Here is a 16,383-nt window from a genome sequence, read left to right as displayed (position 1 = left end):
CTATAACAGGGATAGCAGCACCAGCAGGGGTAGCGCTTTCCTTAAATGCTTGATGGCGAGGGTCATATGATTTTCTACCGTTTTAACAGAGAGGGAAAGCAGCTGGGCGATCTCTTTATAAGATTTGCATTCATAACGGCTTAGCTCAAATACCTTTCTCCTGACGGGGGGCATGTGGTGTACCACCTCCTTTATCCGCTGTTGCAGCTCCTTTGCCTCTACCGACTCAGTGATGTTTCCCGTAACATCTTGCCGGGGCTTTTCCTGTTTCAATACCCTGTCCCTCACAGCGTCCTTCCTGAACAGGTCAATACAGGTAGCCCGTGCTATATGAAATATCAGTTTGCTGACCGGCTCAGATTCATTTAACTGCTGCCGGTAGTCCCATAATTTAATGAATGTGATTTGTGTAGTCTCTTCGGCGATGTATTCGGAGTGCGTTTTAGACAGGACAAATAAGTATACCTTCCGGTGATATTCATTGAATATTTCACTGAAAACGGAGGTATCCCCTTCTTTCAATGCGGTAATGGTACTAAACGTGGACATGGACCTAAAAATACAAAAAAAGTAAAGCCCTGCAATGTTGCAGGGCTTTACATAATATCCTGCTGATCAGGGCTGGGAAAGCACAAAACTACTGCATGTTCCGTTAGACTCCAGGTTTAGGAGCTGCAGCGGGCGCCCGTTAATGAACACATGGCAGGTGGTGGATCCGCCGGCGCAATACCCCCTGTATACACAGGGTGAACCCTGGTCAGGTACCTGCTGCAGGTTGGTATACCCGCTTCCCGGGAACCTTTTACTGCTGGTTGCAAAAGCGCCTGCAATCGCCAGCGCAAATACCGTTGCTGATAATCCGAATTTTTTAAAGTTCATGTCAGTACAATTGAAATCAGATACTTGCCTACTTTTTTCTACAGGTTTTCGGCTCCGCCTGTTCTATTGCAATAGAAATGTTGTTACTGCACGATGGTGTAAGCGTTGAGGGAATGATCGCATACTGCAAACAGCTGGTTTCCCTTCACCATAAAATCGGAGATACGCCCTTTTTCCTCCAGGGGAATGTACATTGTATGCATATATGCGCCGTCGTCAAGCGAGTATACGTCTATGATCTCCGTATCCCGGCGGGCCTGCCAATGCTCATTATCAGCCACCAGGGTAGAAAGAATATAGATCCTGTTATTGGCCACGCTTGCCAGGCTGTTTACATATGCAGGCGGCGCCGAGAACTTACTGACGCCCGTAGGCAGCTTCGCCACCTGTATCTTGGCCCTGGTATTGGTGTCCAGGGTGTGACCTGTATAGAGGGTCTGGAGATTGGTATCCAGCGCTATAAACTCGTTCCGGTAGTGATATACATACAACAGCTTGCCCGTTTGCCTGTCATAATCCAATGTGCCGTCTGTACAGAAAACACCATCTACCTGTTTTTTAATAATATCTTTTGCCAGGTTCACATAGGGCGAGTCCGTTTTTATCTTTACAAGGATGTTGCGGCCATTACCCAGGGAATCCATATGAATGCTGCGGGATATAAAAGAGGTGGAAGAAACCTGCTGCAGCACATTAAAGAAGCAGCTTTGCTGCAGGAACCTGCTCATTTGCAGATCATCCAGCGTTCCCCTGTAAAGGGCAGGTGTGCTTCCTTCTGCCAAATACACCGCAGGAGAATCTACCATGATCCGCGCCAGCTTCCAGGCGTACCGCTCACCAGCAGGGATTTTCAGTGTAAGCTGCTGTGTATCCTGCAGCTGCTGATGCACCCGCAGCAAATGCAGTGAGGCAGAATAGTTGCCCAGGTAGATCTGTTCTTCACTGTGCCCCGCTATGTAATAGGCGGGATATTTCAGTTCCAGCGAGTTTTTAAGTGTGGCCGCATGTGGGAGCACCCTGCGGGTAAAGCCATTCTTCTTTTCATTAGGCTTTTCTGCAAATGCATACAGGATCAGCACCAGCACAATACAGGCTGCCACACACAGTGCGGCAAATCGGAAGGGTTGCATCATGGTATGTTCTTTAAGCGTGAGCCAGTTTGGTATACAGCCACATGCCCAATAGCGCAAGGGCAGCAAAAACAATATTAAAATAGAGATGCTGTGTCCAGCTCATTTGGGAGATCACGCCCCCGCACGAGCAAGGTATCTTATCAGACAAGGTGACCAGCACAATAATGTACACAGTGAAAAGGGTCATCATTGCAAAAGAGGCATACAGACCAGCCCGCCGGTAGCGCGGGATCACCAGCAGCAAAGCGATCACTATTTCAGCCAGGGGAACTACAATGGCCAACACAGGTGCAAACCGCGTAATAAGGGGAGACTGCCCTATAACGGCCCGGAAATTCTGGTAATCAATAAACTTGCTGACAGCGGTATAAACGAACAAAAGAATGAATAAGAGACAAATGGTCTCCACGACGGTTTTTCTTAACATGGAATACGCATTTACAGACGGAGTTACGCAATAGTTTTCAGGAAAGTCTTCGGGTTCACACTGGCATTCATTGGCTATTTTGCTATCGTAATCTAAGAAATTATTCTGAATATTTCCAGCTGCCTGTTTTTTTTTGTCAGATTGACACATTTTCCGGCAGTATACTAACAGTATACTAAATTAAAAGAGGCCGCCTCATAAATGAGAACGGCCTCTTTGCTGCCTTCAATATGGAATAGTTAATTATACCCCGGGTTCTGCTTCAGCGCAGGAGATGTATTCACATTCATTACATTCTGCCCGATAGGGAAAATACTGGTATGATCATCCCCATCCGGTTGCTTATCCCACCAGGTACCGCTGTTGAACTTGCCAAAACGCACCAGGTCTGTACGGCGGCGGCCTTCGCCCAGGAACTCGCGTCCCCATTCATCGAGCAGCTCCTGCTCTGTGAGGGTGCTGCCACCGGCATCATAGAGGCTGGGAGATCCTGACGGGTAGTAACGCTGGCGTACGGCATTCAGCAAGGTAGCGGCAGTGGCTTTGTCGCCCGCCCTGAACTTACATTCGGCAAGTGCATAGTAGATCTCCGCCAGCCTTACTTCTGCATAGTCGGATTCTATCCTGTGAGCATCATCCGTAGGATAGAAAGGATATTTAACAAAGTAAAGCCCTGAGTTCTGGTCGGCATGCGTCATGTCCGACTGCTTGTCGCTGGGAACTTCATTAGGGCCATAGCTCACCAGCCTGTCTCCCACCTGTCGGTTGAAGATACCTACCTGGTCGCGGATGTAAAGCGTATAGCCATTATCGCTGGTAACGGTATCCTTACCATCGTTATACACCAGGTAACCGAAGAGGAACATACCTTCGCGTGTACTGTTACCCAGGTTCTTGTATAGTTTCAGGCGCACATCATCCGGATACTTTGCAAACTTAAGGAAAGGCTTACCCAGCTGAAAGCTGTATTCGTTGCCGTCTACATCACGTCCGGGCTGCAAAGCATATTTGGGGTTCATATTGCCCCAGTCTGTAAAGCCGAAATACTGGGAAGCCTTGTAAGGCCCGCCCCACCAGTACATACCGCCATCATACTGCCAGTGGGTACGGCCAAAGGAGCCTGGAAACGCGAAGATGGTTTCACCGCTCTTATCATTGTTCCAGTCAAAGGGCTCATCCCAGCGCTGTGCCAGGGCATAGTTACCATACTTGTTATTGATGATATCCTGGCAGATCACCGCACAATCATTAAAGTGGTCTTCCCCTATATACACTTTTGCATTCAGGTACAGACGCGCCAGCAGTGCACCGGCGCCTGCTTTTGTCCAGCGGCCCTGGAAGTTTTCGGTACCGGGGTCTCCTTTGGCCGCCAGATCTGGAATGGCTTCCTTCAGTTCCGTTTCAATGAATGTAAACGTTTCTTTGGGAGTAGCCTGTGCTACGCCTTTGGTTTCGCCTTTGAACGTAGTAACCAGTTCTATGTTACGGTAAAGGTCAAACAGGCGTATGTAATACCAGCAGCGCATTGTTCTCAGCTCTGCTATCAGCTGTTTGAGTTCTGCATCTGTCATAGAGAACTTCGAAGCGTCCAGGCTTCTCAGATCTTCCAGCGAGTTATTGGCCTGCGCAATGCCCTGGTACAGGTTGTTCCATCCATCGCTGGTATAGTTGTCCTGGGGGGTCCAGGTATGATAGTGTAAACGGTAATAGGTACCGCCATCATACCAGTGCCCCTGGCGGTTAGGCGTCATGATCTGGTCGCCGGTGTTTTCCTGCATCATGAAGGTAGTGCCCTGCACGGTCCAGTAACCATGCTCAAAGGTGCGCAGGAAAGAACGGTACACGTCATCTTTTGTCTGGAAGAAATTAGATGAGTTTACCTTATCATACAATGTTTCATCAAGATTGGTACAGGCGGCTGACAATACGCACAAACCACCTGCTATAAGATATGTTCGGAAAAGATTCTTTTTCATGTTCGCGGATATTTAATCACTCAGAAATTAAGTTGCACACCAAACAGCACCTGCGTGGTAGACGGATAATAGGCTTTGCTGCCACCACCGTCGGAATTGGTAAGTATGCCGGGATACAGACCGTTTACCGGGTAGGCTTCCGGGTCAATGCCCTTAAAGCTGGTAAAGGTGGCCAGGTTCCTGGTAGAGGCGTATACACGCAGCGATTCAAAGTATTTAGACTTGGAATTGAGGGTGTAACCAATTGTCACCACATCCAGCTTTACATAATCTCCTTTTTCCAGGAAGTAATCATTCAAAAAGGCCAGTGTGTTCTGTCCGCTGATATGCGCATTTTTGCCATAGGCAGACTCCAGCACGTTGGTATTCTGCTGTACATTCTGCAGGCCGTAGTAGAAGTCGTGTACATTGAAAATGTCATAGCCAAAAGCACCGCGGAAGTATACGCTGGCATCCCATTTCTTATAATTGAAAGAGTGACCAAGGCTGGCTGTAAAACGGGGAAGGCCATTACCTACGATCTGCTTATCGTCATTGGTAGCCTGGTTAGACGGGATGGGCTTGCCTCCTTTGTCGTATACCAGGAAATTGCCCTGATCATCCACACCCGCATATTTCCACATATAGAAGTTGCCGATACGCTCGCCTTCCTGCAGGCGTTGCGCCGTACCGGGACTACCGGGCGCGGGCATTCCCACTACATCAATAAAGCCCTGGCCATGGTATTGGTCGTTGGAGAAAGAAACAAATCGGTTGTTGTTGGTAGCGCCTGCAAAGGATATACTGTAGTTGAAATCTTTCCGGTTAACGGCCAGCACATTCAACTGCAGCTCCAGGCCCGAATTCCGCATAGAGCCTACATTAGCATAGGTCTGCGTCTGGATATTCGGCGGTATGGGCACATTATAGTTACCCAGCAGATCCTGCTGCCTGCGCTGATAGTAGTTAATACTACCGCTCACCATACTGTGGAACAGCGAGAAATCAAGGCCTACGTTCCAGTTATGTGCTTTTTCCCAGCGCAGGTTGTAATTGGTATTCTGCCCGGGGCCCCACACCTGGTAATAGGTACCATTGAGCGGATAATAGCCGTAACCGTTATACAGGTCAAGCGAGAGGTAGTTGCCGAAATCCTGGTTACCGGTAACGCCATAGTCGCCGCGCAGCTTCAGTTCATCCACCCAGGTAAGGTCCTTCATGAATTCCTCGCTGCTGATACGCCAGCCCAGTGAGAATGCAGGGAAATACCCCCATTTGTTATTGAAGCCGAATTTGGAAGATCCTTCATAACGCAGACTGGCGGTAGCCAGGTACTTGTCGTTGTAGGTATAGTTCAGACGGCCAAAGAAGGCGATCAGGCGGGAATCGTTCTTGGTACTTCTCATCCCGTTACGTCCTTCCACCTGTTGATAAATACCGTTACCCAGGTTGTTATAGGTAAATGCATCAGAAGTAAAGCCGCGGTTCTCTGCATACAATTCAGAATACTGAAAATACTGGAAAGAATAACCACCCAGCGCTTTTAATGAATGACGTCCTTTATTGAGATTATAATTACCTATCCACTCAAAGGTCTTCTGATCTGTTTTAGCATATTTGCGGTTAGCAGAACTCTGACCGCCCTGATTTTTGAGGGCATAGGTGGAGGTGGAAGGCCGGAAGAAAAAGTCAAAATAATCCCTGGTGGTTTCACCGAGGGTGATCTGGCTGGAAAGGTTGGGCGATATATTTAGCCTGATAGTGGCATTCAGATCCAGGAACTTTGCTTCTGATCCGCTCAGTTCCGTCTTCAGTCTTTCAACGGGATGAAACACTTCCGATCCGTTATCCAGGAAATAGCGGTTGGGATCATTCGGATCCATCACCGGTTCAGTAGGATTCAGTGACAAAGCCATGTTGAACACATCGTAATCAGCATCATTCCGTTTGAAATAACGCGGCGCTACCACCAGTCCCATATTCCAGAGCTCATTCTTGGAAGTATGGTTCAGTGATACACGGCCGCCATACTCTTTACGGCCGGAGCGGATATCCACGCCCTGGGCGTTTTTATAGTCAACAGTTGCGCGGTAATTATTGCGCACATCGCCTCCTGAAAAAGAGAGTGTATGCTTATGTGAAAATGCAGCATCGCGGCTGATCTCTTTTGCCCAGTCTGTTCTGGCGCCATAATCCGTGCCCCTGTTCTGTTTTACGAATTCTTCCGCAGAAAGGGATTTCAGCGTGCGGGTGGGAAAGTCGAAAGTGGTATAACCGTTATAGGTCACCTGCGGACCGTTGCCCCTGCCGCCTTTTTTGGTGGTGATCATGATCACGCCATTGCTGCCTCTTGTACCGTAGATGGCAGACGCGGCGCCATCCTTCAGCACGTCTATCGATGCAATGTCGTTCTGGTTGATATTTTCCAGGTTGGCGCCGGGCACCCCGTCCACAACGATCAATGGTCCCAGCCCGGCATTACGGGAAGATACGCCGCGCAGCTGTATCACCGGGTTGGAGTTGGGATCTGCCGTACCCGTGTTGGAGATGGTAAGACCGGCTACTTTGCCCTGTAAAGACATCAGCGGGTTGTTGCCGCCAACTGCCAGCAGTTCCTTGTCAGAAACGTGGGTAATGGCGCTGGTTACTTCACGGCGGTTCAGGGTACCATAACCCACCACCACCGTTTCATTTAATCCCACGGCCTTATCCTGCATCACAATGTTGATCTCGCGGCGGGCGCCCACTTCAATGGTCTGCGGTTCAAAACCGATGGCAGTGAATTCCAGCGTTACCTGCTGATCGCTGCTTACATTCAGCTTGAAGCGGCCGTCAACATCTGAGATAGTACCGGTGGTGGTGCCTTTAATGGCAACTGTTACACCCGGCAGCGGTTCTCCCTTGGCATTTGTTATTCTACCCTGGATGGTATATTGCTGCATCACCGCCCCCTTATCCGCAGCGCTTTCCGAGCGTACCACGTACAGCGGTGAGATGACAATATTGCTGCCGATCTGTTCAAAGACCAGCGGCTGGTCTTTCAGCAGCAGTGCCAGCGTTTCCTTCACCGTCCTGGTACCCTCGGGCAGGGAAATATCAGCGATATTGCCCAGGGCACGTTTGTTATAGGCGTAGGTGAAGGGTGTCAGCTTTTGCAGTTTTTTCAGTGCGGTGATCAGCTTCTCTTCTTTAAGCGCCAACCGGACTGTTATATCTTCCATGTCCTGTCCCCGGGTACTATGGGCCAGCAATACCTGAAACGAACACGACATCACGAAGAACGAAAGAAGGCTCACTCTCATAATCTGTTTCAGTCTTTTTTGATAAGCAGCAGAAAGGTGTCCATAGCGTGGAGTTCTAGCAATAGCATCGCTTTCTGCATTTTTTGCAGAAAAAAACATAGATTTAGCTTGTTTTAAATGGTGACTTAATCAGTTAAAACGGTACAGCCGCTTTGACCTCGCACGTCAGAGCGGCATTTTTGTAATGGTCAGGTATCTTTTCCTTTCATAACATTGGTTTTAGTAGAATAACTAATAATGCTTACCTGCAACCCTGGCCCGAGAGCAATACGCTGTCTCCGCTGATATGGAATTCCAGGTTATTGACGCGTGCAATGATCTTTACAATATCTTCCAGCGGCTCCTGCCGCACAAAGGCAGCTGTGATATGGCAGTCTGCCAGCGCAGGATGCGCGTAGATGAACTTAACGCGGAAACGCTCTTCCAGCATACGGCCGGCCTCCAGCATCGGCAGGTCATCAAACAGCAGGTCCTGTTTTCTCCAGTCGGCTGCCTGCTCCACATTTCCTTTCAGCTTCTCTACGGCATTATCAATACCGCTGATCTTTACCTGTTCATTGGGCTGAACAATGCCAACGGTTCTTAAGCCGTGCACCACCTTTACCTTACCGCTGGTCACCGTAACCGTAACATCCTTATCGGCAGGATAAGCGCGGATATTAAAAGATGTGCCCAGCACCACGGTTCTTACTTTCCCGGTATTCACCACAAAAGGACGGGTATCTTTCCTGATGGTGAAGAACGCTTCTCCTGAGAGATGCACCTCCCTTGCATTTTCGGTGAACCCGTTCCGGTATTCCAGGGTAGAGCCCTCATTGAGCAGCACCTTGCTCTGGTCTGGCAGTACAATGTATTGATGCTCCGGTTTATCCGGAGCGGTCTTCGGCATAGTTTGCGGCACTGCCTGCGCCACCTCTCTGACTGCCATACCGGGTCTGAACAGGTAAATCCCGCCTGCCATCGCGCCCAGTGTAACGGCGGCGGCGGCCCACCACCACAGGCGGCGCAGCCTGGAAGCTCCGCGGTCCTGTTCAATAATGTTCCTGAAAATGGTTTCCGCGCGGTCCGGGCCCTGTTCTTCCTGCGGCCAGTCCTGGTCCCATCCCTCTCTGATCAAATCCCGCAGTTCCTCGTCGTACTCCGGTTGGCCGATATAGGTCCGCATCTCGGCTACCTCTTCAGGAGTAAGCGTTTTATCGAGGTAACGCCTAAACAGGTACGCAAACCTTTCATGCGTCTGCATAGCACAATATTTTAGGTAAAAAATAGCACCTGTTTACCGGGCTTTATAGTAAGACTGTGGAAATGGAAAACAGGAGTATATGATTTTCAAAAAAATTTTGCCAGCAGGCTGATGCCAATCATCAATGCATTAATATAGGGGCTGATATGGTCTTTTATTACACGCAGGGCGTGTACCAGGTGGGTTTTAACTGTATTACGGGAAATCTTCAGGGTATTGGCGATCTCCTCATGCTTCATACCATGATCGCGGCTAAGGTTGTAGATCAGCTGCTGCCGGGGCGACAGCTTGGCCAGGGCATCTCTTAACAACAGCTGCTGTTCTTTTTCCAGGAGGTGCAGCTCCGTAGTATTGGCATAGTGGCCGCCTTCCTGCTGCACGGTGTCCCGGGTCTGCTGTTCCCGCGCCTGCTGTTTCAGCATGTCGAACATACGGTTACGCGCAATAGCGTACAGCCAGGCGCTGAAATTTTCAATGGCGGCCAGGTCTTTGCGTTTCAGCCATACTTTCAGGAAAACATCCTGTACCACCTCGTCTGCCAGGGAGGTATTTTCAGACAACCGGAGGGCATAAGTGTAGATCCGCCCACGGTAGCGGTCAAACAGGCAGCGGAACGCCGCCTCATCGCCGGCGGATATTCCGGCCAGCAAGGTTAGGTCGCTAATATCTTGTTTCTGAACCATGTATCACCCCTTAACGTGGACAGCCGTGCTGTTACGGGGGTAAGATAGAAATAAATTTTTATAACACCGACAAGAAAAGGATAAGTACCCGGGGAAGCTGTAAAAGGCCGCCAACTTTCGTTGACGGCCTTTACCTTCAAGGATGATATCAGGATAGATAGGCGGCGGTTTAGTTCAGATCCCAGAAGATCCTGGTATTCCTGGTATCTTTGGAAGATACCTTGGAATAGTTTTCTGCATTATACAGCTGCTCTGCAGAAGGATACAACAAACGCAGCGGAGGCGTGGTAGCGCCTGAAGCGGAAGCCGTAGCAAACTTCAGTGCCGGGTATCCTGTTCTTCTCTGCTCCGCCCATGCCTGGCCAGCCTGCAGGATAAAGAAATGCTCCCATTTCTGTGTATAGATCTTCTCCAGCTTTTGTGTGGCAGTTCCGCTGTAGGCGATAGCCGGTTGCTGAAGGTACGACAGAATAGCAGGTTCCTGCGGCACACTCAGTGTATCCCAGTCCAGGCCTCTTAACACCACAGAGTGGTTAAGGTCATAGTAGAATGCTATTGATTGGCGGATGCCTGTTTCATAAGCATTCTGGGCTGATCCCAGGCTCCACCTTTCATAAGCTTCAGCCTGCAGGAAGCTGGCTTCAGATGCAGTGAAAAGTACGCCCGGAATGTTATAGTTATAATTGAAAGTAGCAGAATCGAAAGTGGCGTATTTACCTACTGTTTCAAAATCATTGGAGCTGCCGTTATAAGGAAATCCAACATATTGGCCAGACTGGTTGGTATCCCAGTATACGGGAGTACGCGGGTCATTATTAGCCAGCATCAGGGTATCGAGCAGGAAGGCCGGCGCAACACGGAAGTCGGAAAACACACCACCCAGGTCGCTCTTCAGTGCAGTCGGGCTCATTTTTATCACCGCATTCTGCGCGTTGTCAGTGATCAGCGGATAAGTAGCCGGATCGGCCAGCATGGCGGTTACCTCAGTCCTGGCATTTGCTTCACTTACATTTGAAATACGCATCAGCAGGCGTAAGCGCAGGGAGTTGGCGTAGCGTTGCCACTTGGAGATATCGCCCCTGTACATCATATCCTGCAGTTTCAGCTCGGCAGAAACGGAGTTGATAATGTTGGCGGTATCAAAAAAGGTATTGATGGCCTTCAGGTTTGCGATAAAAGTATTGTACAGCGTAGCTGCATCATCAAAGGGAGCACCGGTTGCCTGGCGATCTGTATTCAGGCTTCCTGCCCCGTTGAACGGAATATCGCCCCACATATCGATCATCTGCGAAGCCTGGTCATACAACAGCACTTCGGCACATTTCAGGAATACTTCCTGCTGTTGCTGCTGTGCGGCGGGCAGCGCTTTGTAGGTAGTCTGCATTTCCCTGTAAGTGCTCATGATGCCGGGGCCATAGTAGTTAGGATCATTATCATCCTTGCTCCAGCTACCGGCGTAAAAATCCGTCCAGCGGTCCTGGGTATAGGAAGTGGAGGGAATGTACATCTGCGTGGCAGGCTGCAGCGCCACCATCTGCGAATAAGGTGCAGTGGTAGACATGATAAAGGTATAGTAATCCCAGTAGGAAGGACGTACACGTTTATTCATGTACATGCCTGACAACAGTTTTCCCAGCGAGCCGTTGGTTGTTAACTCCGGGTTCATGTAATCGTCTTCTATCCTTTTCTTACAGGAAGCAAAAAGGCCTGCCAGGATGATCAGGATGGTTGTATTTATCAAAAGTCGTTTCATCAGATAATTTTTAAGACATTCAGCAATAGAAATTAAAAGCGCGCACGCAGGCTAACACCTAAACTCCTGGTCGGGCCTACGGTACCGTTATCCACACCCTGGTTCAGCCAGCTGGAACCAACTGCCACTTCCGGGTCTAAACCATAGGGCAGTGATTTGTACAGGTAGAACAGGTTACGGCCAATCAATGCCAGCTGCAGCCCCTGAAAATGCAATTTTTCAGCGAATCCCTTGGGCATATTGTAGGTAAGGGCCACTTCACGCACCTTAATGTAGTTATTGTTGGACACCGCGGCAGCATAGTCGCCTTCCGCTCTCCAGCCAAAGTTATTTGAATAATAAGCACCGGCGGAGATCACTTTCGTATTGGGCCTGCCATCTTCCGTTACACCCGGCAGGATCAGACCATCATTACGGGTGCCATTGGGAGCGGCTACATAATCTGCAGAAGCATAGTCGATCACGTTATAAGAGAGACCGCCATGCGCTGCATCCCTGTACTGGAGCGTACCTTCAAACATACCTGCACCAATCTGGTAGTAGGTAGGAATGGATACCAGCTTACCGCCGAAACGGTAATCCAGCGTAACATCGAGTGAGAAATTCTTATACGTGAACGTGTTGGAGAAACCACCCACGATCTTCGGCATCATGTTGCCAACATATTTGTATTCGTTAAGATTGTTGGTATAGTAACCATCGGCGTTCACAATGTAATTGCCGTTGGCATCCTGGTTACGGGGATGTACATAAATGTTACCGAGGGCATCACCCACTTCTGCTTTCACGATCAGGTAACCGCCGCCTTCCACGTTCCAGGTGAGGTCTGTCAGCGTTTCAGGAAGCGATGTCAGCCTGTTCCTGTTAATGGCAAAGTTAAAGCGGCTGGTCCAGCGGAAATCTTTCAGCGTTAAAGATGTTGCATTGATGGCTGCTTCGTAGCCGTAGTTGGACAGGTCGCCTGCATTTACTAAAGTAGAAGTGGCGCCGGTAGACGGAGCTGAGCTGGCAAGCAGTATCTGGCGGCTCACCTTGTTGTTATAGTAACTGAAATCTACGCCCACTTTACCATCAAACAACCTTGTTTCCAGGCCAACTTCAAATTCCCTTTTCCTTTCTGACTGGATGTTCGGGTTACCGAATGAATTGCTTTGTGCCTGCTGATACAGGATGGTAGAACCATTGTAAGCAAGGCCATATTGGTAATAACCTACATTGGCCTGGTAAATGGCAGGATGGTTACCTACCAGCCCATAAGAGGCTCTTAACTTACCATAGTTCACAAAAGCAGGCAGATCGATCACATCAGAGAAAACAAAGCCTGCATTCACTGATGGATAGAAATAGGAATTTTCATTGGCCGGAAGCGTAGAGGTTACCTCCTGGCGAATAGTACCTTCCGCATACAGGAAGTCTTTGTAGTTCAGGTTCAGTATACCGAAACCTGCAATATCTATCTGTTCGGCACGTGCGGCAGATGTTTTCAGCACGCCTGCAGAGTTGGCGAGGCTGAACCAGTTTTCGCTCGCAAGTCCCACATCTGTGGATGACAGCTGATAGGTATAGTTCTGCTTTCTGCCGGTGAAGCCTCCTGATACGGTAAGACCAAGATCTTTGGTAAGCTTCGGGCTATAGGTCAGCATTACGTCGCCGTAGAAAATGTTATTATTCCTTTGTTCTACCTGGTATTTACCGGTATAACCAAAGCCCACGGGCTGTGTATTGTGTTCTTCTGTTTTTGCCTGCCAGCCGGTAAAGTCTCCGCCTACACGGCCCCTGAAGCGCAGGTTATCCAGGATGCTTACGTTCAGCGTTGCGCTGTTGATGAAGCGGTTCTGCCTTTCGTCGTAGTTGTTACGCAGGTTGGTCCACAGGTAATCCATCAGGTTGGCAGCCCTGAAACGGTAGGCCAGGCGCTGATCCTGGTCATAGTTCAGGTTATCCGCCGCTACATATTTATAACCATTGGTGGTCTTATACCTGTCGAAGTAAGTTTGCATATCGTCCACGCGGCTGAAGAAACCGTCATAAGAACTGAATACATTGGTCAGTGTATATGGCCTGTTATGGGTAAAGTTGTTGTTGTAGGTAGATACCAGGTCAACTGTAGCTTTCTTACCTATTTTCAGTGTACCGTTGAAATTGAAGTTGTTCTTATACAGGTTACTACCGGGCAGAATGCTCTTGTAGTCTGTACGTGTGTAAGAGAAACGGTAGTTGCCATAATCTCCTGCATTGGACAATGCCACATTTGCAGTGGAGTTATAACCGCTCTGGTAAAAATCGCGATAGTTGTTCTTGTTGGCTACATACTTGCGGGTAGTACCATCCCAGTATGTAAAGTCTCCGCCGTCAAACTTCGGACCGAACTGTCCGTACGCCCTGTAGTAAGGGTGCCTGGAACCATCTGCTTCTGTAACCCAGCCATCAGCATCCGCAATACCGTTCAGGATATTGGTCTGTGCATCGTAGCCCGGGCCGTATTCATTCTGGTAGTCGGGGCTGTAAGCCAGGTTCTCTTTGGTATAGATATAGTTTACATCTACACCCAGTCCCCTGGTTTTGCTGCCTTTCTTGGTAGTGATCACGATCACGCCGTTGGTAGCTTCAGAACCATACAGTGCGGTGGCGCTGGCGCCTTTCAGTACGGTCAGGCTTTCAATGTCTTCCGGGTTGATATCCACAGCGCCGTTACCGTCAATCCTGTTGTTGGTGGTACCAAAAGACGTACTGGTAAGGTTGTTGAAGTTCCTGATAGGCACACCGTCTACTACGTACAAAGGCTGTGTGCTGTTGTTGATGGAGGTTACCCCTCTCACCTGTACGGAAACCGCGGCAGCTGCACCACCGGGCGAGGCCACCACCTTCACGCCCGCCGCTTTACCATACAGCGCAGACGCAAAATTGGGGCTACCGGTCTGCGTAAGCTCTTTGGAGGTAACGGTGCTTACGGCATAACCCAGCGCACGGGATTCTCTTTTAATACCCATGGCTGTTACCACCACTTCATTTAATCCCTTACTGTCAGGCGCCAGTTGTACCTTTGCGGCATTATCCGCTGCAACTTCTTTTTTCTGGTAACCGATGTAGGAAAAAATGAGTATGGCATTGGGGCTGGCTTTAAGCGAGTACGAACCATCCTCCTGTGTAGAGGTGCCATTGGTAGTACCTTTTTCCTGGACGCTTACGCCGATAAGCGGACTGCCCTTTTCATCGGATACAGTTCCTGTAACTGTTTTTTTCTCCTGTGCGATGGCGCTGAATGCGCATAGCAGTAGCAGGACCGTGCATACAATTAACGATCTTTGCATTGATTGCTTTGTTTTTTGTTTTAAAGATTAGTGTGTTAAAGCAAAAAAATCCCCCTGCGCTCTTTAGCGCTGTATTTTTCAGTTATATTTTCATATGTACAGAATAGTTTAGATCCGCCGGAGTGCTATACTACACCAGTGTTCCATTGTTGTGGTTTTTGTTGTAACAGAAAATTTATGTTTTCATGATGCGCTTCCCTTGTCATTTTCACCATTATCTTATCTGCACATGTAGAAGAACCAGGAATAAGCAATAGTTTCCTTGGATACTTTTGGTTGAATGAGATGGTTATGATAGGGAATAACCGCCTGCTAAAACGGCCTGCATTCATTGTTACGTACATCTTTTTTTCACACTGCCGATAAACTTAGATAAAGTTTTCAGAATGCGCAAAAGGTTTGTTAAAAAAGAGAAAAGATGATCAGTCTTTGTAAAAAAAACATCAGGTAATTGGACAGTATTTTGATTGTCAAGTTTACACTATTATTTGTTAAAACGTTTTACTGGCAAGTGATTCAGTTTTATGTTATATTTGCTTTATCGGGAGAAAACGGGGTTTCATCGATAAAGTTTTCATGTTTGGCGGATGAAGATGCACTAGCTGAATGACAGTTTATCTGCACAGCCCCATACCCCCCAAAAAATTGATCCAGATCATCAAATTACACCCCCTGTTCTTCCAATGAAAAGTTTCCCTTATTTTTAATTAAAATCAATCCTTATGGCGCTCCAGACCGGCGTTCTGAAATTCACCGGCAAAATGCAGAACGTCATCGGCTACCGCAGAAATGGTAAATATTTTCTCCGTAGCATGCCGGACAAAGTAAGACAGACAGCTGCCACCCGGCGTGCTGCCCGTCACTTTGGTGTGGCCAGCCGTAAAGGAAAACTGGTTCGCAACGCCTTCCGCCCCCAGCTGGATATACGCGACGGCACCCTGGTGAACCGCCTGAACAGGTTATTTATACAGGCCGGTCCGCATGATTTTCCCCAGCTCCGGGGCTTCCGCATTAACCGACATACCGGACTGGAAAAGCTGTTCACCATTCCACCGGTGTTCACGGCAAACGGCGCCCTGCACATCCCCCCACAGGAGCTGCTGGCCCAGGGTAATAACACCCACGTAGCGCTGCGCCTGATTGCCAGCCGCATCAGCTTTGCACAAAACCGCGTGATCAGTACGGAAACGGCCACCACGATCATCGGCCTTCAGCCGGATCAGCCCTTCAGGGGCATCACTCTGAACGTTCCCGTTGAAGGAGATGGCGCCCTCATCGTAGTACTGCAATACCACGCCTGTAAAGCCGGTAATGGTGTACTGTACCCCTGCGGCGACCGCCGCTATATGGCCGCCGATGTGATCAACCTTACTATCCCCGTTACAGAACTTACAAACACCGCGTTCCTGGTAAAAGCCGGGCGTAAACGTTTTATCTTCCGTAAAGGCGCTATCTCTTTTACGGCAAAGCCTGTACCTGGCAGCCGGGAGCGCTGCAGCAGCCTGCGGAGCAACAGCACCACGCCCCTAACGGCAACCGGTTCTTCCATTTCACTGCCGCAGGAGCGGCCCGAAAGACCATCCGCGTCTCTCACGCCGTCATCACGGGGGCCCTGCCCCCCTGTATAGCATCGCCTGGGGGCCTATCAGCTCCCCGTTCTTCATCCCGCTAAATGCAACATTCCTTCTTTAACCCGG

11 protein-coding genes are annotated in these 16,383 nt (G+C 49.2%); 1 reads left to right on the top strand and 10 read right to left on the bottom strand.

What is annotated here, in order from left to right; all coding sequences use genetic code 11:
* From Q0577_RS15560 to Q0577_RS15515, 10 genes are all read right to left on the bottom strand, one after another.
* The gene (locus Q0577_RS15560) at positions 1-549 is read right to left on the bottom strand and encodes an RNA polymerase sigma-70 factor (protein ID WP_298737787.1); all 549 of its coding nucleotides are present in this window, start codon (positions 547-549) and stop codon (positions 1-3) included.
* A 66-nt stretch (positions 550-615) separates the two neighbouring features.
* A complete protein-coding gene (locus tag Q0577_RS15555) occupies positions 616-879 on the bottom strand; it encodes a DUF6520 family protein (protein WP_298737785.1) in 264 nt (87 codons plus the stop codon).
* A gap of 83 nt (positions 880-962) precedes the next feature.
* Positions 963-2,012: a hypothetical protein gene (locus Q0577_RS15550; protein WP_298737783.1), complete on the bottom strand. Its 1,050-nt coding sequence runs from the start codon at positions 2,010-2,012 to the stop codon at positions 963-965.
* A gap of 10 nt (positions 2,013-2,022) precedes the next feature.
* Positions 2,023-2,439, bottom strand: coding sequence for a MauE/DoxX family redox-associated membrane protein (locus Q0577_RS15545; protein ID WP_298737781.1), 417 nt, complete (start codon positions 2,437-2,439; stop codon positions 2,023-2,025).
* 239 nt (positions 2,440-2,678) lie between these two features.
* Positions 2,679-4,415 (bottom strand): RagB/SusD family nutrient uptake outer membrane protein, encoded by a 1,737-nt coding sequence (locus Q0577_RS15540; protein ID WP_298737780.1) that lies wholly within the window; start codon positions 4,413-4,415, stop codon positions 2,679-2,681.
* 20 nt (positions 4,416-4,435) lie between these two features.
* Positions 4,436-7,696 carry a SusC/RagA family TonB-linked outer membrane protein gene (locus Q0577_RS15535; protein ID WP_298737779.1) on the bottom strand — a complete coding sequence of 1,087 codons (3,261 nt, stop codon included), beginning with the start codon at positions 7,694-7,696 and terminating at the stop codon, positions 4,436-4,438.
* Positions 7,697-7,937: 241 nt separating this feature from the next.
* On the bottom strand, positions 7,938-8,939 hold the full coding sequence (locus Q0577_RS15530; protein WP_298737777.1) for a FecR domain-containing protein: 1,002 nt from the start codon (positions 8,937-8,939) through the stop codon (positions 7,938-7,940).
* An 86-nt stretch (positions 8,940-9,025) separates the two neighbouring features.
* On the bottom strand, positions 9,026-9,622 hold the full coding sequence (locus Q0577_RS15525) for an RNA polymerase sigma factor (protein ID WP_298737775.1): 597 nt from the start codon (positions 9,620-9,622) through the stop codon (positions 9,026-9,028).
* A 169-nt stretch (positions 9,623-9,791) separates the two neighbouring features.
* Entirely contained in the window at positions 9,792-11,375 is a 1,584-nt protein-coding gene (locus Q0577_RS15520) for a SusD/RagB family nutrient-binding outer membrane lipoprotein (protein ID WP_298737773.1), read from the bottom strand.
* A 32-nt stretch (positions 11,376-11,407) separates the two neighbouring features.
* Positions 11,408-14,686 carry a SusC/RagA family TonB-linked outer membrane protein gene (locus Q0577_RS15515; RefSeq protein WP_298737772.1) on the bottom strand — a complete coding sequence of 1,093 codons (3,279 nt, stop codon included), beginning with the start codon at positions 14,684-14,686 and terminating at the stop codon, positions 11,408-11,410.
* A 722-nt stretch (positions 14,687-15,408) separates the two neighbouring features.
* Here Q0577_RS15515 and Q0577_RS15510 point away from each other — a divergent pair.
* The gene (locus tag Q0577_RS15510) at positions 15,409-16,314 is read left to right on the top strand and encodes a hypothetical protein (RefSeq protein WP_298737771.1); all 906 of its coding nucleotides are present in this window, start codon (positions 15,409-15,411) and stop codon (positions 16,312-16,314) included.
* The last annotated feature ends 69 nt before the right edge of the window (positions 16,315-16,383 follow it).

Origin of the sequence: uncultured Chitinophaga sp. (assembly GCF_937898475.1) — a bacterium.
Classification (GTDB): domain Bacteria; phylum Bacteroidota; class Bacteroidia; order Chitinophagales; family Chitinophagaceae; genus Chitinophaga.
Note: the sequence above shows the minus strand (reverse complement) of the source record. Positions and strands in the feature narration are given on the sequence as shown.